Here is a 20,093-nt window from a genome sequence, read left to right as displayed (position 1 = left end):
ACTCAGTAGATAGAAATGGAAAGGAGGGAACTGAACATGCCAAAGATCTGCTTGCTCGCGAACGCGGCAAGTCCGCATACGGAAAAATGGGCACTCGCGCTTTCGCAGCGGGGTTGGTCAGTTGAGCTTATTAGTTTCCTCCCGGCTCAGATACCAGGGGTTAAGGTTCATCTTGTTCCTAAAGTTTTTGGAACAAAAATGGATTTCATCCTCCGTGTCTTATGGGTTAAAGAAAAAGTCCGAGAACTGAATCCTGACATTCTGCATGCTCATTATGCGACAAGCTTCGGCTTTTTGGGAGCGCTCTGCTCCGTTCACCCCTTTATTATTTCTGCCTGGGGGAGTGATATCTTCTCATTCCCTAAGAAGTCACCTTTCCATCGGGGTTTACTGGATTGGATCTTAGGCAAGGCGGATTACCTTTGCTCAACGAGTCATGTAATGGCCCAAGAAATGCAGGGCCATTTAGAGCTGGGTCAGAAGATTGACGTGATTCCTTTCGGAGTGGATATTAACCAATTCGCGCCCCCGGAGGGGACTCACATCGAACTTTCAAAAAAAGTCATTTTTGGTGTGGCCAAATATCTTCAACCGGTATATGGTCTCGATCTGTTGCTCAAAGCGTTCGCTCAACTGGACAAGAATGATCCAGGAAAAGCGTTGCTGAAGATAGCTGGAGACGGACCAGAGTATTCAAGGCTTCAATTGTTAGCCGCGAGGTTGGAGATCACAGAGCAAGTGGAATGGTTAGGCGCAATGCCGAACGCTGAGATTGCGCGCTTTTATCAGGATCTGGATGTGGTTGTGGTCCCTTCCCGTCAGGAGAGCTTTGGAGTTACGGCTGTTGAAGGTTCAGCCTGTGCACGGCCGATCATTGCGAGCCGGGTCGGGGGATTGCCGGAAGTGGTCATTGATAGCGAGACAGGGATCATGGTGGAGCCTGAAAATGTGGAGAAGCTCGTAGAGGCCATGAAGTTCATGATCGATCATCCCGAGGATCGAGTGCGTATGGGGCAGGCGGGTCGCGAGTTCGTGTTGCGCAACTATGCTTGGGAGGAGAATGTCTCGCAAATGGAAGAGCTTTATCGTGGGGTGCTCCGGAAGAAATCGGGGGTCAGGAAGAGATAAGCGCGTGGTTGCGGGTCGGCTCAGGTCTGATTGTGGGTCTGCTCGGGCCGCGGATGAGCTGTCAATGCGCTCCCTCCGAGGCGCTCGCTAACCAAACTAGCTGCTCAGGGCTTCCTTCCGAAGGGGTTCCGGGCAAATCGACATCCATGTCTCGGTTGCCCGCTGAACACGTCCTGTGTTCAGCCCCTTCTCCAGGGATCCCTTCGCAGAGTTTGGTAGCAACTCGCTAAAAGTCGCTCGCGCCTTGCCAGCTCATCCTGCTTCGGAGGCTTCGGAGACGCAGAAGAGCAACGACGAGGTAACTTAAGCGGTCATCGCGTTCCATCGGAACGCATGATGACTTATCAAAAGAAGGACCCGAAGGCTTACATGCAAGAATCTTCGGAGCGACTGCTAACGAACCGCGTCAGCCCCAGACCCCTTCGAAGTAACAGCATACACAACATAACCTACATAATTACCGCGGAATAAACATAAAGACATAATATTGCGTACACAATGATTTGAGGATGTGAAAGAATGAGCCAGAATTCGGCAGCACGTAAGAATGTTCATGAGGAGCATAAAGAGGTCTGGAAGTCTTATCCACGGTGGCAGCTAGCGGCAAAGCGAGGGCTGGATCTGTTGATATCTCTTGTCCTGCTGATTTTGATTTCTCCGTTCTGGCTTTTAATCGCGCTTTGGATTCGGATCGATTCACCTGGACCGGTAGTATTCAAACAAGTCCGGGTGGGCTTACACGGAGAAACGTATACGATCTATAAATTTCGAACGATGGTGACGAATGCGGACGAGATGATGAAGGTGAAGTTAGCGGAGGTCAAGGATTTGGAGAACTTCGTTTTTCAGGACAAGGATGATCCACGGATTACACCGAGTGGTCGTTTCTTACGGAAGCTCAGTTTGGATGAATTGCCTCAGCTGCTGAATATTTTAAAGGGAAATATGAGCCTTGTTGGCCCTCGACCGGAAGTGCCTGAGCTCGTAAAGCTTTATACAGCAGAGCAACATCAGCGCTTAGAAGTGATGCCTGGGGTGACGGGTTTAGCTCAGGTGAATGGGCGCAGTGAATTAACAGTCGGGGAAACGATGGCATACGATCTTGAGTATGTTCAGCGTTGGAGCTTTTGGTTTGATCTTAAGATTCTGGTCAAGACCTTTTTCGTTGTTTTAACGGGCAAAGGAGCTTATTAATCATTCTTATTGTTCTTATTGTAGGGGGCCGGGTACATCATTTCTGAAACGATGTCCTGACCCTCTATTTTATATGGTATATATTGAGAATATAGTGTCGTTATACTACTATAGGTATAGAAAATGAAATTATAAGAACATATTTGATACTAATATTGTAGAGGTGATCCGGATTGAAACGTTTATCTAATTTGGACCCTCACAAAAAGGTTGATTGAGAAGACCTAAAAAATGACACAATATAGCTATAAAGAGGATAAATAAAGAGGAATCGCGTAGGAAATAGAGAACTTTATTTAGTGTTTTGATTAATATAGATTTAATTTTGGAGGAATAATCATGATTCGGGAAAAAATTTTGGAAACGTTAACTGAAATCTGTGGAACGGATGAGATTCAGAAGAATTCAGATATCCAGCTTTTTAGCACAGGATTATTGGATTCCTTTGGGATCATTCAGCTTTTTGTGGCGATTCAGGAAGAATTAAATATTGAGATAGCCCCGACTGAGGTCACACGGGAAGAGTGGGCCACTCCGAATATGATTATTACATATCTTGAGAAGCGCTCAGGCCAATGATAAAGAGGCGTTGGGTGGCAATTGGCTTATCACTTGTTTTATTCACATTAACACTGGGGTCGATCGTTCCTATCGGTCGTATACTTCTGGATCGTTTTGCGTTTAAGTCAGGTGTTTTACAAGCAATTGCTTCCTCGCAAACGCCTGTTGCTTTTCAAGGACTTCTATTTCAAGAGAAAGCTCTGATCGCGCCCGATATTCTACCCGTGTATGGCTCATCAGAGTTTTCAGCCGAGTCAGAGTTTCACCCCTCCAAGCTCTTCGACGCTAAACCGACGGGGTTCGTTCCTTTTCTCCTGGGGAGAGGGGGGAGTCAGAGCCTTGTTCATGTCTTGAGTTTGGCAGCTCAAGGTGAAACATTACACGATAAAAAAGTGGTGGTTATTCTTTCGCCTCAGTGGTTTGTGACAGGGGGAATAGCGACGTCCTACTTGGATCAGAACTTTTCTCCGCTTCAAGCCTATCAGATTCTCTACGATCCGAATCTTTCGGAACAAATCAAACAGGAATTGAGTCACCGTTTGTTGGAGTTTCCTGAGGTTCTCAAAAAATACCCTATCCTCAAAAATAACCTAGTTCTCTACAGTCAGCAAGAAACCCCGAATGCTATACGATCCTTTCTGATGATTGGGGTTGGACGGATTGATAAGTGGCGTTTGGAAGTCCAGGATCTATACAAGGTGGCAACCTTTGTTCCTTTAGTGAACCGAGAGGCTATTGCTAGAAATGCGGTGAGTCTCCCTCCTCAAACTTTAGATTGGGTACAACTCAGGGAAAATGCCCAAAAAAGAGGGCTTGAATCCACGAAAAGTAATTCATGGGGGATCGTCGATTCGTATTATAAAAAGTATATTGAGCCTGAGTTGGCTCAAAGCTTCGGCTCGGAAAAGGGAGCGAAGCTCAATCCCTCACCCGAATATCAAGATCTCCAGCTTTTGATGAAGGTTTTAAAAGAACAAGAGGCAAAGGCGCTGTTCGTTATTGTTCCTGTCAATGGATTTTGGTATGATTATATAGGTTTTTTAACTCAAGAAAGAACGGCCTATTACACCCGGATAAGGGAAATGAGTCAACACAATGGATTTGAAGTTGCGGATTTTTCCCAACACGAATATGACCGCTATTTTCTTCAGGATATCATGCATCTTGGCTGGAAAGGATGGGTCGCAGTTGATCAAGCAATGGATCAGTTCTATCATGAAAGGTCCTAAAGGATGGAACCCTACGCTCGTTTGGTGGGGACGCGTATTTTACTACTATGCCATTTTTATGGCCCTTTTCTTCCTCTACTTTGTTCAAAAAGAACACACCCCAGCCCCCTATATTTATAACGCTTTTTAAGCTACTAAAGACCTGTAAGCGTAGCCCCTCGCACAGTAGTGAACGATTTGCACGGAGGGGCGCTGTGGCGCACGACGCTTTCATAGCGTAGCGTAGCCACTTGGTTCACTTCAGGTATTACCCTGAGGTTTGGCGAAGCTGCTATGGAAGCAAGTGTGCCAGCCCCGGAGCGCTAAGTGAACGGATGTGCGAGGGGCTACATGACCCAAACTTAACTTACTCTAATAAAAGAGGTTAAATATATGCTAATAGAAGTAATTGATCAATGGGCCTTGACTTGTCCAGAACGGGTGGCTCACCAATATCGGGAACAATCTCTTACTTACTCAGATTTGAAAACGAATTCGGATGCCTTAGCCCTCTGGCTACATGAAGCGCTTGAAGGGGATAAAGTGGATTCGGTCAATAAAGCTCCGATCGTCGTTTATGGCCATAAAGAGAATGAAATGCTTGTGGCCTTTTTGGCGTGTGCTAAAGCGGGACATGCTTATGTGCCTGTGGATACCTCGGTACCTTTGGAAAGAGTGCGGCAAATTCTTGAGGCTTCGGGGACATCGCTGCTCTTATCTCCTCAACGTGTTCCGGAAGAGTTAAAGCCTGCAGGGGTAACAATACAGGAAAATTTTAAGGCCCAGCTAAACACAAAAGATCATACTGAAACTGGATGTTCGTCTAATTTTCTTGCGCCCTATCTCGGTCAAACCCCAGATCCTGATTGGCGTGTCAGCGAAGACGAGGTTTACTACATCATTTTCACGTCCGGGAGTACGGGGAAGCCAAAAGGGGTTCAAATTACGCTTAAGGCTTTGGAAAGCTACCTCAACTGGGTGAATCCAACCTATGGCCCGGAAAAGATGAAGGAAGTCTTTCTTAATCAAGCCCCTTTTTCGTTTGATTTATCGGTCATGGATCTGTATATGTCCTTGAGTAACGGCGGAACACTCTGGAGCATTGACAAACAACAAATAGCCAATGCACGAGAACTCTTTGAGTCCTTTGCGCGTTCGAACGTGAGCTTTTGGGTTTCGACCCCGTCCTTTGCAGATATTTGTCTAATGGATAAAAGTTTTAACCAAGAGTTGTTACCGAATATAAAACGCTTTCTGTTCTGTGGCGAAGTGCTATCCAATGACACGGCTTCAAAGCTGCGGGAACGTTTCCCACAAGCTCTCGTTGAGAATCTGTACGGCCCCACAGAAGCGACCGTGGCGGTAACGACAATCACGATTACGCCAGAAGTCCTAGAGCGGTATAATCCACTCCCAGTTGGAAGGGTCAAACGGGATGCCCAAATCCTAATCTGCGATACAGAGGCTTTAAATGAAGCGTTCACCCAGGAGGAACAGATAACGAAGGCTCAAGAGGGACAGCAGCAAGACATCGTTGAAAGTCTCCGCAGGCTTTCTTGCCCTCCTCAGTCCCTGCCTGAGGGCACGCGGGGAGAAATCGTGATCGCAGGCCCGAATGTCAGTGTCGGCTATTTAAATCGGCCTGAGCAGACACAGAAGTCCTTTTTCACGTGGTGTGATGATCAGGGCAAGGAATGGCAGGCTTACCGAACCGGAGATGCCGGGATCTTGGAAGAGGGGATGCTTTTCTTCTTCGGACGCCTTGATTTCCAAGTCAAACTTCATGGCTACCGGATCGAGCTGGGAGATATCGAAGAGAATTTACGTAAAGTTCCCGGAGTGGAGAATGCGGTTGTTCTGCCCATAGAGCGCCGGGGTAAAGTGGATTATCTTCATGCTTTTATCACCACCTCAGAACCCGTTAAAGAATCGTTTCAGATGTCTCAGCATCTCAGAGAAGAGCTACATAAGACCTTGCCTGATTATATGCTTCCACGGCGCTTTACGTTTCTAGAGACGATGCCTATGACGCCAAACGGTAAGGTTGACCGTCGGGCGCTGGGAGGAGGGGCACGATGACACCCTATGAGAATTTTACGTTTTTTATCTGGATGCTTGTTCCTCTTGCTCCCGCGGTTTTGCTTGGATTCTTGGGGGTATCGGGACGAATCCGTTCCCTTTGGCTGATTTTTTCAACCCTGTTTATGGTCGGCGTAATCTATCGACCGATCGCCGCTTTATTTCAAGTGACCGTTTTTTTTCTCTGGGCCTATCTGATCGTTTATTTCTTTTTACGACTTAAACAAAGTGAGCGGGGAAAACAACAGGAAACTCTGAAACGGGTTTATCATTTTGCACTCCTTGCGGCGATTTTGCCGCTAGCGCTCGTTAAACTTAATCCTTACGTCAATGCTCTCGGAATCTGGCAATCCCCGCTTGGCTTTTTGGGAATTTCCTATGTGACCTTCCGTACGGTGGGGACCGTGATTGAGATTCGGGATGGGCTAATCAAGGACGTGAAGTTCATCGATTTTCTTTCCTATGTCCTCTTTTTCCCGACGTTGGCTTCTGGTCCGATTGATCGTTACCGGCGTTTTCTTGGAGACTTGGAGAAAAAACTCACCCGTAAGGAGTATGGGGAGAATCTCGCGGAGGGAATCGATCATATCTTTCGTGGGTTTCTCTATAAATTTGTTATTGCTTATTTGATCAATAAGTATGGACTCATCCGTTTGAGCACGGATTTTACGTGGACTGCGACGCTTCAATACATGTATGTCTATAGCTTTTATCTCTTCTTCGATTTTGCTGGGTATAGTGCGTTTGCCGTTGGGGTGAGTTATATCCTCGGCATCCAGACTCCTGAAAACTTTAACAAGCCGTTTATATCGAAGAATATTAAAGACTTCTGGAATCGCTGGCATATTTCGTTATCTTCTTGGTTCCGGGATTATATCTATATGCGTTTTGTCTTAGATTCAGCGAAGAAAAAGCGCTTCAAGAATAAATACACTACCGCCTATGTTGGAAATCTCTTGCTTTTTGGGATCATGGGAATTTGGCATGGAACGGAGCTCCATTACATTGTGTATGGCCTTTATCATGCGCTCTTGATGATTGGCTATGATTGGCTGGAACGGAAAAACAAAACCCGGAACGTTTGGGGAAAAGGTTGGGCTTGGGATAGCTTAGCTATTGTGGTTACCGCGCATTTTGTTTTCTTCGGCTTCCTGATCTTTTCGGGGAGACTCTTTTAGATCTCTAATGGAACCCAAGGGATACTTAAGCTTTGGCTTAGGATAAAACCTTGGGTTTTTCTTTGTCTCACGAAGGAAATTCGAGAATTTTGTCGAACAAACTTGTGTTGAGATCATTTTTAAGATCTTAGAATTTATGAAGATAATGTCAAGCGAGGAAACTACGATGAGCGTAAAGCTTTTATATGTGCCTTTAGGGCCAAGGCTAAAGTTCTTGAAAACCCCGTTTTTTGCCTTGTTAATGGCTATAGGCCTATTCATAGGGACAATCTATGCCTTGCCTTTTCTCAGCGAATTCTGGGTAGATACCTTTGTTTTGAAATCAGGAACCGTTGCGACCATGGGAATTACCCCTAAATCTCAAATCTTCCAAGGCTCGATCGTACAAAAACAGGCGTTTGAGAATCCGCGCATCTTACCCCTTTATGGGTCCTCCGAAATGTCGATGATTATTGATTATCATCCGGCCAATGTTTTAACCCCAGAGACGGGGGTTACACCGTTTCTCGTGGGTAAGGGGGGAGCTCAGACCCTTATTCAGCTCTTAAATGTAGCAGCCTTGGGTGAAGAAGTGCGCGGCAAGAAGCTGGCGATTTTTCTGACGCCTCAATGGTATGGACCGGGCGGGATTTCTGAGGATACCTTTGCGGGGAATTTTTCAGCCTTGCATGGGTATGAGATTCTAAAGAATCCTGCGCTTTCTGGGAAATTAAAGACCGAAGTCGCACAGCGATTCCTCCAATTTACGAAGGCTTATCAAGATTTCCCTTACCTCAAGAAAATGCTCCTCCTTCAAGGGCAATCGGGTTTGAGTTCTCAGCTTTTGAGAATTCTCTATGCTCTCCCTGCCCAAACTGAATATGCCGCTCTGGCATTGCAAGATGCGTCAAAAACAAATTGGTACATCAACCAGCTACCCACCGAGACCGTAGCGCATTATGCTACCACTTCGACAGCTGTACAGACGGAACCTCAGTGGGATGAATTACGGGCGCAAGCAACTGAGCAAGCGAAAAATTCAACAAACAATAATCCGTTTGAAATGGATAATGGATTTTTTACCAAAAATATTCTTCCTAATCTTCAAGCTCAAAAGGACTCCAGTAAAGATGCAGAATACGTTTCATCTCCGGAGTATGGGGATTTACAACTTTTGCTGGACGTTTTAAAGCAAGAGGGAGCGCAACCCCTGTTCGTGATCCTTCCGATGAATGGCCGCTGGTCGGATTATACTGGAATTCCAACGACGGTACGTCAAGTTTGTTATCAAAAAATAGCTCAGATGATTCAGGCGCAAGGATTTACCCTAGCTGATTACTCTGCCCATGAAAAGGATGACTACTATCTTCGGGATCCCTGGCACCTGGCGTGGAGGGGCTGGCTCGATGTTGATCAGACACTATATCAGTTTTATCAGAGTAAGTGAGGAGATGTATGATGTTTATCCGGCGCTTTGGGCCGATTTTGCTCGGATTCCTGCTTTTTGGGTTAACCCTAGTTGGGATGAAACCCCTAACGGAATATGTTTGTAATCAGCTCTGGCTTAATCATCCTGGGACGATTGAAGCGGTGGGGAGGCGGGCTTATGATGAAGTCATGCTGGGTAATGTTCTCCAAGCCAAGGCTTTGGCAACCCCTGAGGTTTTGCCTTTCTATGGTTCATCTGAGTTAGGGACTGGATTTGAATTTAATCCCTCAACTCTTTTTAATCAGCGTGATGAAGGGTTCAAGCCCTTCATCATTGGGCGTGGCTCAGTCCAGTCTCTTGTCAACATTCTTAACCTCGCGGGTCAAGATCATTTGCAGGGACGAAAGATGGTTTTTACCTTTTCGCCGGACTGGTTTGCTGAGCGTCATGGCTTAGAGAATGATCGATTGGCCATGAACTCCTCGCCACTCCATATCTATCAGACGATGTTGAGCCCAAGTCTTCCCGCTGAGCTGAAACGAGAAATTGCGCAGCGGATTCTGGACATCCCTCAGGTGCTTCAAGATGATCCTTTCTTAGAACAATATCTTCAAGCCTACAAAGCCCCCGGAATGTTCTCTCAAATAAAGCGCATTGCCTATTGGCCACAAGCTGAAATTGAATGTGCAGCTCTCGAGGTGCAAGATGCTTTGAAGATCCGTTATCTCCTTAATGTTGTGAAAGAGCACCCCAGTATTCCCGTTTCCCCGGAAATAGCGAACCAGCCTTGGAATACCGTGATCAAGAAATCGGAGCAACGCGGAAAAGCCCTGATCTCAAATAAATTGAATATCTTGGATTCGCTTTATGAGAAGACGACAAAACCGGAAACTAAAAAGGCTTGGTCCATTCTTAAGCTATATCCTTCAAAGGAGTATGACGATTTTGATTTAATGTTGAGAGTGCTCCAGCAAAAAGGAGTGAAACCGCTTTTTGTTCTGATCCCAGCGAACGGTCTGTGGGCAGATTATGCTGGTTTTTCCCCTCAAGAACGGCAGGACTATTATCAGCGGATGCGGTCGATGATTCAAGCTAAAGGGTTTGAGATTGCCGATTTTTCCTCTCAGGAATATGAACCTTACTTTATGCAGGATATGTGGCACATCGGTACAAAAGGGTGGGCCGAGGTGGACAAGGTGATCAATCAGTATGTCCATGAGTGAAACAAACTTAACATAAAGAACCGCCGCCGACTTATCGGGTGATAAGTCGGTGGCGGTTTCGTTTCGTATGTCTTCTTTACCTTAAATGTTGCTGTAACAGCGGGTAAATCTCTTTTGCGCTATCGGTGTCTACCCAAAAGAGTGACCAGGCAGCAGCTCCACCGAGGTGATACTCATCAAGCAGGTCAAGCTTAGCGCTCAAACTCTGGATGTCATCATAATACACGGTGTGGGCGACTTGGTTTTCATCCGTATACGTGAAAGTGGGGATTCCGACCGGATCAGTTGGCGACGTTTCGCGCTGCAGCGACGCGTTATACTTAGCACTCAGGTTGCGGGCCCCCGTGAGACTCACTGCATCTTGGTCATAGAGGGGCTTTTCAGGAGTTGAGGTAGCAAGCGGATACCAATTTCGTCCATAGTAAGGGATGCCAAGCAAGACTTTGTTCATGTCCACACCTTGGCTCTGGGTGAAGTTTAAGACCGATTTAACCCAACTAAGCGGGGCAATCGGACCGGGTGAAGTTGTGCTGTAGTCATACGTCATGATATTGAGATAATCCACATATTGCGCAAGATCATGGTAATTGTATTCTTGGTTCCAGTCGGTAGGTGAAGTACGAGCGTTTACAGCTTCGACGACGAGTTTATTTTGCGAATGAAGAGAAGCGTAGAGCTCTTTCATGAACTGAGTAAGGTTTGGCCCGGAAGCATCACTGATGTATTCGAAGTCAATGACTACGCCGTCGCCATTTGTCGTTTGGAGCATTTGGTTAATATTTTGAATGAGATTTTGTCGGGTAGCCGAGCTTGCAAGGATGGAATCCAAAGCGGCTTGGCCCTTACTATTATAATCGGCTGTAACACTGGGGAGAACTTTCAGTCCTCGATCATGGGCTGCTTTGACTGTGAGCGGAGCATAGAATTCATTCGCTGTTGCCCAAGGCCCACTAAAGGAACCGTCTGCAGCGGATTGCCCGTCGGGAATGGTATTGATGCGATACCAGTTCGGAGCGAGCCAATCGACGGAATCGGTTGCATTTCCGGGGATGCTGTTGATCTCTTCTACATAATTGTCATAGAGCGCTTTTGCAGGATTAGAACCACTGCCATAGGCTTGCAGATATTGCAGAGAGATTCGGGACTGTTGTGAGCCTGTACGGACAAGGCTTTCCAGGCCAGAAGAAATCACACCTAATCCTCCAAGCAGCGTAAAGGAAGCTCCGCTGGTCCGTTGAGCACTGAGATAGCTCACCGAATTAGAACTGAGGTCTTCCGCATTTTTCGGGACCAGGAGAATGGGATTGTTCTGCTTAGCGGCTAAAACAGCGCCCGCTAGCGCATCGGGGAAGTCTTCCCCGGTAGCCACATAGATACTCGAACGATCATAAGTCAACTTATTGAGTACATCAAGGTTTGTTGCATAGCGATCAACACCGGACATGCGGGTTACGCTGATTCCTTGAGCTTTTAAAGTGTCTTCCACAGAAGGCTCAAGGACTCCCTCTCCTCCAATGAGAGCCACGTTCGTCACACCGAGAGTTTTTAAGGCATTCAATGTCACTTCGGGAACCGTTTTCTGTTCACTTAACAGAAGCGGTATGTTTTTGTTCGCGGCGTAGGAAGAAATACTTAACGCATCGGCAAAGGAATTACCCGAGGCAAGGTAAGCCTGAGTGGCTTGAGGAACAGCTTTCAAAGCGATAGCAGCTGCCGTTTGATAGCGATCTTCGCCGCTTAAACGCTCGACCGTAAGGTTTTGAGCTTTTAGCGTGGCTTCAACCGCCGGGGAAACGGCACCTGTTCCTCCGAGGAGGTAGACCTTATTCGCGCCAAGACGTTGGATTTCCGCAAGAACGCCCTCAGACAGCGACGCAGAATCTGTTAAGAGAAGAGGTCCTTTGGCTTGCGGACTATTGGCGAGCACGGCTCCGGCTAAGGCATCCGGGTAATCATCGCCGCGGGCTAAGATCACGGTTGAAGCTTGAGTCCAACCTGTTTTGGAAATTTCAAGCGTCGTTTCAAAGCGTGTGCTCCCTGCGAGGCGTGAGGTTTGAGAAGGAGTGGATCCGGCTAGGACAGAAGGGGGAACAATCCAGTTTGAGAAAAAAAGAGTTAAGGTTGTCAGCGAGGTAACTAAGGTTAAGACGACTTTTTTACGGAAACCTGTTTTAAATTTCAACACGGTAGCATCATCAGCTCCTTCGAAAATGTTCATTGGTAACTATTCGCGAAATCTGGAGGATTTCCTGTGTCGAAAAGGAAAAAACCCTGTCGGTAGCGAAGTCTAGAGAGGATTTCGGTGTGGACCGTTGAGTAGGTAGAGTGAGGAGCAAGCAATGATGTTTAAGATGTTAAATAAAGGGCTAGGGTTGGGATTGTCCTTAATCCTTCTTTTCGGAAGTGTCCCCGGCTCTACAGCAGCACAGGTATCTTTACAAACTTCAGATTCAGAGAAGACTCTGGTGAATCCAAGCTTATTAGACGCCGAGGGACAAATCCAAGGCCCGGAAGGACGCCTTATTGTCAAGCTGAGCCCGGGGACATCACCTGAGGCCATTGCCCAATCGGTTCAAGCCGAACTTGCTCGCAAAGGTCCCCTACAGTATATAACGCTTGCGCTTGAGCCCAGTCGAATAGAGGAAGTCATGACTAAGCTTAAAGCGATACCGGATGTATTAAGTGTCAGCCCCAGTCAGCAGATGAAAATATCATCTTCGGTAGCGTCTACAGCGGTAACGGATCCCTATTATTCTCAACAATGGGGGCTGACTCAAGCACAGGTGCCGAAAGCCTGGGATTTAGGAGCAACAGGGGATGGAATAATCGTGGCCATCATCGATACCGGTGTCGATGTCGGGCACCCGGATCTTCAGGGCAACCTCGTTCCCGGTTACAATGCGATCACCGGGCAGACGGGACTGACGGCGACTCAGGATAATAACGGACATGGTACGCATGTTGCAGGAATTGTCGGCGCGGAGCGGGATGGAAGCGGAATCATCGGTGTAGCCTATCAATCGAAAATTATGCCGATAAAAGCGATGGATCGTCACGGTGAAGGAAGCGATGATGTCATTGCTGACGGCATTGTTTGGGCAGCAAATCACGGGGCTAAGATTATTAACTTAAGTATCGGTACAGATACCCAGGCGGAAATCTTATATGAAGCAATCCAGTATGCTAACGATCAGGGCTGCTTAATTATCGCCGCAGGGGGGAATAAGGATGAACAATCAAACTTTAAAACCATCACTTTTCCAGCCGCCGATCCCCAGGTTTTAGCGGTTACCGCAACGGATAAGGCGGATCAATTAGCCTCGTTCTCCTTAACCGGTCCCAATGCGAGTTTGGCGGCACCCGGGACAGATATTTTGAGTGACTATTGGCAAGATGGCTCAGGTTATGCTACCTCAGATGGGACCTCGATGGCCTCTCCCTTTGTTGCTGGGGTGGCCGCATTGGTGTGGAGTCAACATCCCGACTTTTCCGCGAGTCAGGTCCGTCAGGACCTTGAAGATTCAGCGCTAGATTTAGGACCGGTTGGTCGAGATTCCTCATTTGGGTATGGCCGAGTCGATGCGTATTGGGCGGTCAAGTTCGCAGCGGAGAAGGCAATCCTATCTGCACCGGCTCAAGTTTCTTGGGCTGGGGGGATTGTCCAGGGAGATCCGACTCAGACTTCCGCTCAAGTCGAGATTCCTTCACGAGCCTTCGGAACAGATCAGAAGCAAACGATTCAATTGAGTATGAATACAACCACAGGGGCAGTAAGTCTGCCTGCCGGAGTCAATCCCGTCGGGGAGCCTCTGGAACTGGCGTGGGAAGCAAGTCCTCCCGTCCAAAAGTACCTCCAACTTTCCCTCTCAACCGATCCGGAAAGCTTTGCACCGGATTCAAATCGTTTCCTCTATATATACCACTGGTCAGGAACGCGCTGGCTTAAAGTGGGAGGAGGCATGAATTCGGGTACAGTGACGGTTGGAATCACAGAGCCGGGGATCTATCAGCTCGGATCGGCTTTACTTCCCCAAGTAACTCGATTGGCCGGGGCAGACCGGATTGAAACGGCGCTTCAGATTTCTCAAGTTGGATTTCCAGACGGCGCAGATACAGTTCTCCTGGCGCGAGCGGAAGATTTTCCTGATGCTTTAGCCGGTGCACCCCTAGCGTATAAAAAACATGCCCCGATTTTACTGACGAATTCAACAACCTTACCGGAAAGTGTCTTGACGGAAATTCAACGACTGAACCCTCAACAGATCCTTCTTTTGGGGGGGACCGGAGCCGTTTCTGCTGAAATCGAAACAGAACTTCAGAGCCAGTACAGTGTCCGGCGGTTGGGCGGAGCGAATCGTTATGCTACAGCCCAGCAAATTGCCAATGAACTGGGGATGACAGGAGAGGCCGTCGTGGTGAATGGGGATAATTTTCCCGATGCCATTTCAATGTCTTCGATCGCAGCCCAATACGGAGTCCCGATTCTTTTAACAGCGGTCAATGATTTACCTCAAGAAACAGATCAACTCTTAAGACAGCTTGCCGTGACGGGGACAGTCGTGGTAGGGGGAAAAGGGGTGATTTCAACACACACGTTCGAGTTGCTCCCTAATTCGTTTCGTCTTGCAGGTCAAGATCGCTATGCTACTGCCGCACAAGTGCTAAAAGCGTTTCCACCTCAAGGGGGGATGACCTTCCTAGCGACCGGTGAGAATTTCCCGGATGCTTTGACCGGAGGGGTATTTGCCGCATTAAATAGTACGAATCTCGTTTTGGTCTCTCCAACAGGACTGAATGGGGGCGAACAGAACGTATTACAAGGGTGGAGCGGGAAAAAAGTCTTCGCCTTCGGAGGGAAGGGTGTCGTTTCAGATTCACTTCTTGACCAAATTCAAAGGATGTTACAGTGATTCAAAAGTTCTCTGCAATGAGGGCAGGATTATAAAGAGTAGTGTCGAAATTTAGAACTTGTGTAAAAATCCAATAAGAAAAGAAGGGATATTTTTGTGGCAACGACTCGTTAAAGGGAGCGCATTACTGTTTCTCGGATTGGTGTTTTGGCTTGGTGTGCAAAATCCAGTGAGTGCATCTCCTTTAACAGCAGATACAACACGCATTTATGGATCAGACCGCATTGAAACCGCCATCAAAATCTCCCAAAATGGTTGGACAGGGGCCTCGACAGTCCTTCTAGCCCGGGCAGATAACTTCCCCGATTCCCTGGTTTCGGTTCCTCTATCCAAGCGTTTAGATGCGCCCATCCTTTTGACCTATCCGGAACAAATGGATTCCAATGTACTCCAGGAAATCCAGCGTTTAGGGGCAAATCACGTGATCCTGCTCGGGGGTGAAGGAGTCATGGGAGCCCCGATCACAAATGCACTTGATCAAGCCGGGATTCAGTGGGAACGGATTGGGGGTCAGGACCGCTATGAGACCGCAGCTTTAGTGGCTGAGCGGTTAGGCGGAAATGGACAAGCGATCTTGGCGAATGGGGACACCTTCCCCGATGCTTTAGCCATTGGTCCGTATGCGGGAGCAACTGAAACTCCGATTCTTTTGACTCAAGCGTCACAATTACCGCAATCGACTCAAACCGAACTGAAGAAGTTGGCCGCTACGGAAACCCTTGTGGTGGGTGGAGAGGGCGCCGTCTCGTCGAATATTACTCAGGGGTTAACCGGAGTGCAGCGTCTTTATGGAAAAGATCGCTATGAGACGGCATCTCGTGTTTATTGGTTTTCTCAAGAAAATTTATCCAAGACCCCCACAAGTGGAATACCTAAAGCGTATTTGGTTACAGGAGAAGATTTTCCCGATGCCTTAGTGGCGGGAGCGCTCGCTGCGAAACAAAATACACCGCTGTTTATGGCCCAGAAGGATAGCTTATCGGGCGTAACCTATTCAGCGATGATTAATGCAACGGGGGGAGATCGGCTCTGGGTCATCCTCGTAGGAGGCACTGGCGTTCTTTCAACCCAAGTTCAAGAGATGGTTGCGGGGACGATTCTACCGCCCACCCTCTTAGCAGGGAAGACGATTATCGTCGATCCTGGCCATGGGGGACCTGATACAGGGGCTATCGGACCAAGCGGAACCTATGAGAAGAATAACACCTTGCCGGTTGGACTTGACTTAGCGGATTTGCTCCGATCCTCTGGGGCTAATGTGATCCTGACGCGCTCATCGGATGTATCTCCAGCGGGGGGCGATTATACCGAAATCAATGATTTGAAGGCTCGCGTCAATATGGCCAATCAGAATAAGGCCGATTTATACGTCAGTATTCATAATGATTCGTTCAGCAATCCAGACGCTGGAGGAACCACGACCTATTATTCGGTAGACAGCCCAGTCGCCAGTCAATCAAGCGCCTTAGGAGCGGATATTCAGCAAGAGGTGGTTAAAAAGCTCGGGTTATATAATCGGAATGTTAAGAGTGCCAACTTCTATGTTATTAAAAATACGAGCATGCCCGCGGTTTTGGTTGAACTTGGATTCATCTCAAATCCGACTGAGGAGAAGCTTCTCAGTTCTGCTGATTTCCAAAAGAAAGCGGCCGAAGGAATCTATAGCGGAATACTCGCTTATCAAGGTTATTAAGAATTTCTTAAGGGTCTAGTAATCTTGGTGGTTTTTCGGTAAAATTACATTTAGCATCGTTAGAAATAAGAGTTCTTAAAAAATCTGAAAAATTTTTTCGGAACTTGCAGGAATATTGATTCCCGCACAGAATATTTATAACGAATGTAGAACCTATTATAGGTTTCTCATTATATGCGTTCTAAAGGGTAGGCCACCCGTGAGGCAAATATGTCTCTTAGGGGGGACGCCTCCGTAAAAGGGGTGGGATGCCTTTAGATATTGCGCAATGTCTAAAGATTTGCGGCTTACAATAAGGGGGTGAAGGCCAACCAAGCATCGTGCAACTAGGTGAGGAGTCAGGTACATAAAATTGGCCTTTAAAATTAAAAAGTGCACAAGTAGCCTGAAACTCCCAAGACAGAATGGTATTCACCATAATAAGAGAGGAGAAATTTACTACATGAGAAAGACGAAAAAAGCCATAGCCTCCCTAGCTATCGCTGGTATGGTACTCTCCATGGCTCCACTAAGTGTATTTGGAGCAACAACTACAGATGCAACTCGAATTGCGGGTGCAGACAGATATCTTACTTCAATCGCAGTTGCTGAAAAAGCATTCACTACTGCTACCTCCGCTGTAATCGCAGCTGGGAACGAGGACAATCTTGTTGACGCTCTTGCTGCAGCTCCTTTGGCTGCACAAGAAAAAGCTCCAATTATGTTAACAGACAAAGCTAACATGAACGACGATGTTAAAGCTGAACTTTCTAAGCTCGGCGTTAAGACAGTCTATGTTGTTGGTGCTGCTGCTAGCACAGCTGTTGTTGACGAGTTAACAGCTGCTGGTTTCACAGTTGAAAAAATCCAAGGTGCTGATCGTACCGAAACTACAAAATTGATCAACGCTAAGTTGACGGCTCCTAAAGGAACCTTCGTAGTGGGTTACAATGCTACTGCTGATGCAATGTCTGCTGCTTCTTTCGCAGCTGCAAACAACTACGCTATCGTAGTTGCTAACCCAGATGGTAGCATTCCTGATGGTCAAGCTGCTGTTGGAACAACTTATGTTCTTGGCGGACCTACTCTTGTTAAAGACGTAGCTCTTGCAACCCGTATTTACGGTGCTGACCGCTATGAAACCAATCAAAAAGTTCTTGCACAACTCGCTTATGAGTATGGCACAGTCTATGTAGCAAACGGTGAGACTCTTGTAGATGCTCTCGTTGCTTCTGTACTTGCTGGCCAAACCCAATCTCCAATTGCTTTGACTGACGGAACGACTGTTAAAGCCGCAGCTGCTTTGGGTGGCAAAATGGCTCCAGACAGCACAACTGTTGCTCTTGGCGGAACTAGTGTAGTTTCTGATGCAGTTAAAAATAGTGTTGCTTATGTAGCACCTGCTACTTTAGCTGTTCAATCTGTAACTGCGATTGATGGTAAAGACCTTAAGGTGACCTTTAATAAGGCTGCTAATAAGGACTCCTTAAAAACATACAATAACTTTACCTTCAAAGTCACAACAGGCTCGTCAATTACACTTAATTCAGATACTAGCACATGGGAAACTTCTGATGACTTGACTAGTGTTACTATTCCGCTGACAGGTAACTTCTACAATGGTCAATCATACAAGGTTAGTGTTGACGGTGTCCTTGATAGCAATTTTGCTCCAATGACAAAGTATACGGATTCGTGGCACTTGTTTAATGACACAACTGCGCCTGTACTTCAATCTGCAGCAGTGAAAAGCGGAAAACTTCGCTTGACATTTGACGAAGCCGTTCAAGGCTCAATGACTGTAAAAGTCGATGGAGTTCAAGAAGCTACCACTGTTACCCCTAGCACTACTGCTGGAGCTACAACTGCTGATGTCACCGTTTCCGCTGATGCTCTAAAAACTGGAACCCATAATGTAATCGTATACAACGCAAAGGACTGGGCTGGGCTTGGCAATGTTAGCCCTATTCAAACTGTAACTTATACAGTAACGGATGATACGACCGCTCCTTCAGTTGTTAGTGTTGTTGCTGATGGTGGTAATTCTTTTAAAGTTCAATTTAGCGAAGCAATTGATACCGCCACACTTACAACGAGCAACTTTGTAGTTAAAAAAGGTAATGCTACGATTACTACTACGAGCTTTAGCCAAGATTCCTCAGATAAGTCACTTTATACCGTATACGTAGATGGAACATCTGATGTTTCGCTTTATGACACAAATGCCACATCAACTACTTTAAATGTAGCTGTGAAAAATTATCATGATGGTTCAAATCTCTATGGCGCGGAATATGATGCAACAATTACGCTGACAAAAGATACTACTGGTCCTGCGATTGTATCTTCTGCGGTAAATACTATTTCTGGTACTAATACCCTAGTAGTACGCTTCAACGAAGATTTGGGTGCTTTCAGCTATGATGCATCAAAAATCACTGTTGTTAAAGATGGTGTGCTTCAAAATACAACTAGTTCTACAACTACGGGTACCAAGGCATTGAACATTGTTCTTTCAAATTCATTATCTGATGGAACGTACAATGTTAGCCTAGCTAGCAGTACAGTCAAAGATACTGTTGGAAATGGTAACCTTGCGTTGAATACAACTGTTGTCGTTTCAAACAGTGCTGGTACAGCTTACACAGGTACTATAACTACTTCAGCCTCCACGAGTGGAAGTGCTGATCTCCTTCAAATTAACTACAATACTACGATGTCTGCTATTGCAGCTGACATCAATAATTATCAATTAGATGGAATGCCACTTCCTACTAGCGCAACTGCATATTTCACTGATGCTTCCAAGCAATCTGTTGTGATTAAGTTCCCTGCAGGCACGATTGACAATAATACTAACAAGCTTCTTGCTTTCAGTACTGCAATTACCACTGACAGTGGTAATGTAATCAAAAACAGTGATGGTACTCAAAAAACTATGTTAGTATCTCTTACAGATAACATTAAACCAGTATTATCATCTGGTAAATTTGTAATTTCTACACTCTCGGATACTACAACTCAAACCATCAAATTAACCTTTAATGAAATTATCAGTGCTTCTGACAAAGATGATTTCAAGGTTACTGTAAATGGTGTTAAGATTGATGTTGCTTCTATCTCAGTTAACGGAACCGACAAAAATGTAGTTCTCACTCTAGCAAGCACGATTAACATGTCTCAAGCTGTATCTGTTGAAGTTGTGAAAGCAGCTGATCAAACTGATACTACGATGGGCACTAAAGATGCTTCTACACTCCACAACACCTTAACAGAAGGTACTGTTATTAGTGTTACAGAAAAAACTCTGTAATTGCTAATAATAGGGAGGGCGGTTTAAACCGCCCTCTTTTTTTAATTTAATATTTAAAATCACTAAATTCTCTAGATTCTCAAGCCGAATATTATATACATGGGTATTCATAAAATGCTAGTTAGAACTAAGAAATTACTAAATTGCACATGAACAGATTAGTTTGTAGTGCTATAATAACAAAAGATATATTTTACTGTTTAAATGAGTTTGGGAGGA

The 20,093-nt window shown here is 46.2% G+C and carries 13 protein-coding genes; 12 read left to right on the top strand and 1 reads right to left on the bottom strand.

The annotated features are described in order from the left end of the window. The first annotated feature begins 36 nt into the window (after positions 1-36). The 9 genes from DESME_RS13870 to dltD (DESME_RS15485) all read left to right on the top strand — a co-directional run bounded on the left by DESME_RS13870 (position 37) and on the right by dltD (DESME_RS15485) (position 9,979). Positions 37-1,128: a glycosyltransferase gene (locus DESME_RS13870; protein ID WP_006718015.1), complete on the top strand. Its 1,092-nt coding sequence runs from the start codon at positions 37-39 to the stop codon at positions 1,126-1,128. A 519-nt stretch (positions 1,129-1,647) separates the two neighbouring features. Further along, complete coding sequence (locus DESME_RS13865) at positions 1,648-2,322, top strand: sugar transferase (protein ID WP_006718017.1); 675 nt, start codon at positions 1,648-1,650, stop codon at positions 2,320-2,322. Between the two features lie 339 nt (positions 2,323-2,661). Then, complete coding sequence (dltC, locus tag DESME_RS13860; RefSeq protein ID WP_006718019.1) at positions 2,662-2,901, top strand: D-alanine--poly(phosphoribitol) ligase subunit DltC; 240 nt, start codon at positions 2,662-2,664, stop codon at positions 2,899-2,901. Then, positions 2,898-4,112 carry a D-alanyl-lipoteichoic acid biosynthesis protein DltD gene (gene dltD, locus DESME_RS13855; protein ID WP_025248828.1) on the top strand — a complete coding sequence of 405 codons (1,215 nt, stop codon included), beginning with the start codon at positions 2,898-2,900 and terminating at the stop codon, positions 4,110-4,112. Before dltC ends, dltD (DESME_RS13855) begins: the two co-directional genes overlap by 4 nt. Then, entirely contained in the window at positions 4,015-4,242 is a 228-nt protein-coding gene (locus tag DESME_RS16460) for a teichoic acid D-Ala incorporation-associated protein DltX (RefSeq protein ID WP_427846176.1), read from the top strand. Before dltD (DESME_RS13855) ends, DESME_RS16460 begins: the two co-directional genes overlap by 98 nt. A 242-nt stretch (positions 4,243-4,484) precedes the next feature. Beyond that, positions 4,485-6,170, top strand: coding sequence for a D-alanine--poly(phosphoribitol) ligase subunit DltA (gene dltA, locus DESME_RS13850; protein WP_006718022.1), 1,686 nt, complete (start codon positions 4,485-4,487; stop codon positions 6,168-6,170). Then, complete coding sequence (gene dltB / locus DESME_RS13845) at positions 6,167-7,348, top strand: D-alanyl-lipoteichoic acid biosynthesis protein DltB (RefSeq protein WP_006718023.1); 1,182 nt, start codon at positions 6,167-6,169, stop codon at positions 7,346-7,348. The genes dltA and dltB overlap by 4 nt, the downstream gene beginning before the upstream one ends. A gap of 166 nt (positions 7,349-7,514) precedes the next feature. Continuing rightward, complete coding sequence (gene dltD, locus DESME_RS13840) at positions 7,515-8,774, top strand: D-alanyl-lipoteichoic acid biosynthesis protein DltD (RefSeq protein WP_006718024.1); 1,260 nt, start codon at positions 7,515-7,517, stop codon at positions 8,772-8,774. Between the two features lie 11 nt (positions 8,775-8,785). Then, the gene (dltD, locus tag DESME_RS15485; RefSeq protein ID WP_006718025.1) at positions 8,786-9,979 is read left to right on the top strand and encodes a D-alanyl-lipoteichoic acid biosynthesis protein DltD; all 1,194 of its coding nucleotides are present in this window, start codon (positions 8,786-8,788) and stop codon (positions 9,977-9,979) included. 76 nt (positions 9,980-10,055) lie between these two features. On the opposite strand, the gene DESME_RS13830 is transcribed toward dltD (DESME_RS15485), so the two are convergent. Next, the gene (locus DESME_RS13830; protein ID WP_025248827.1) at positions 10,056-12,197 is read right to left on the bottom strand and encodes a cell wall-binding repeat-containing protein; all 2,142 of its coding nucleotides are present in this window, start codon (positions 12,195-12,197) and stop codon (positions 10,056-10,058) included. Positions 12,198-12,321: 124 nt separating this feature from the next. Between DESME_RS13830 and DESME_RS13825 the strand changes: the two genes are divergently transcribed. The 3 genes from DESME_RS13825 to DESME_RS15480 all read left to right on the top strand — a co-directional run bounded on the left by DESME_RS13825 (position 12,322) and on the right by DESME_RS15480 (position 19,874). Continuing rightward, the gene (locus tag DESME_RS13825; protein ID WP_025248826.1) at positions 12,322-14,889 is read left to right on the top strand and encodes a S8 family serine peptidase; all 2,568 of its coding nucleotides are present in this window, start codon (positions 12,322-12,324) and stop codon (positions 14,887-14,889) included. Between the two features lie 94 nt (positions 14,890-14,983). Beyond that, positions 14,984-16,582 carry an N-acetylmuramoyl-L-alanine amidase gene (locus DESME_RS13820; protein WP_006718028.1) on the top strand — a complete coding sequence of 533 codons (1,599 nt, stop codon included), beginning with the start codon at positions 14,984-14,986 and terminating at the stop codon, positions 16,580-16,582. A gap of 442 nt (positions 16,583-17,024) precedes the next feature. Further along, positions 17,025-19,874: a cell wall-binding repeat-containing protein gene (locus DESME_RS15480; RefSeq protein ID WP_006718029.1), complete on the top strand. Its 2,850-nt coding sequence runs from the start codon at positions 17,025-17,027 to the stop codon at positions 19,872-19,874. Positions 19,875-20,093 lie beyond the last annotated feature (219 nt).

This window comes from Desulfitobacterium metallireducens DSM 15288 (assembly GCF_000231405.2).
Classification (GTDB): Bacteria; Bacillota; Desulfitobacteriia; order Desulfitobacteriales; family Desulfitobacteriaceae; genus Desulfitobacterium_A; species Desulfitobacterium_A metallireducens.
Note: the sequence above shows the minus strand (reverse complement) of the source record. Positions and strands in the feature narration are given on the sequence as shown.

Coding starts and splice junctions, on each gene's coding strand:
- DESME_RS13870 (WP_006718015.1), top strand. CDS start 37: ATGCCAAAGATCTGCTTGCTCGCGAACGCGGCAAGTCCGCATACGGAA.
- DESME_RS13865 (WP_006718017.1), top strand. CDS start 1,648: ATGAGCCAGAATTCGGCAGCACGTAAGAATGTTCATGAGGAGCATAAA.
- dltC (WP_006718019.1), top strand. CDS start 2,662: ATGATTCGGGAAAAAATTTTGGAAACGTTAACTGAAATCTGTGGAACG.
- dltD (WP_025248828.1), top strand. CDS start 2,898: ATGATAAAGAGGCGTTGGGTGGCAATTGGCTTATCACTTGTTTTATTC.
- DESME_RS16460 (WP_427846176.1), top strand. CDS start 4,015: ATGACCGCTATTTTCTTCAGGATATCATGCATCTTGGCTGGAAAGGAT.
- dltA (WP_006718022.1), top strand. CDS start 4,485: ATGCTAATAGAAGTAATTGATCAATGGGCCTTGACTTGTCCAGAACGG.
- dltB (WP_006718023.1), top strand. CDS start 6,167: ATGACACCCTATGAGAATTTTACGTTTTTTATCTGGATGCTTGTTCCT.
- dltD (WP_006718024.1), top strand. CDS start 7,515: ATGAGCGTAAAGCTTTTATATGTGCCTTTAGGGCCAAGGCTAAAGTTC.
- dltD (WP_006718025.1), top strand. CDS start 8,786: ATGTTTATCCGGCGCTTTGGGCCGATTTTGCTCGGATTCCTGCTTTTT.
- DESME_RS13830 (WP_025248827.1), bottom strand. CDS start 12,197: ATGAACATTTTCGAAGGAGCTGATGATGCTACCGTGTTGAAATTTAAA.
- DESME_RS13825 (WP_025248826.1), top strand. CDS start 12,322: ATGTTTAAGATGTTAAATAAAGGGCTAGGGTTGGGATTGTCCTTAATC.
- DESME_RS15480 (WP_006718029.1), top strand. CDS start 17,025: ATGAGAAAGACGAAAAAAGCCATAGCCTCCCTAGCTATCGCTGGTATG.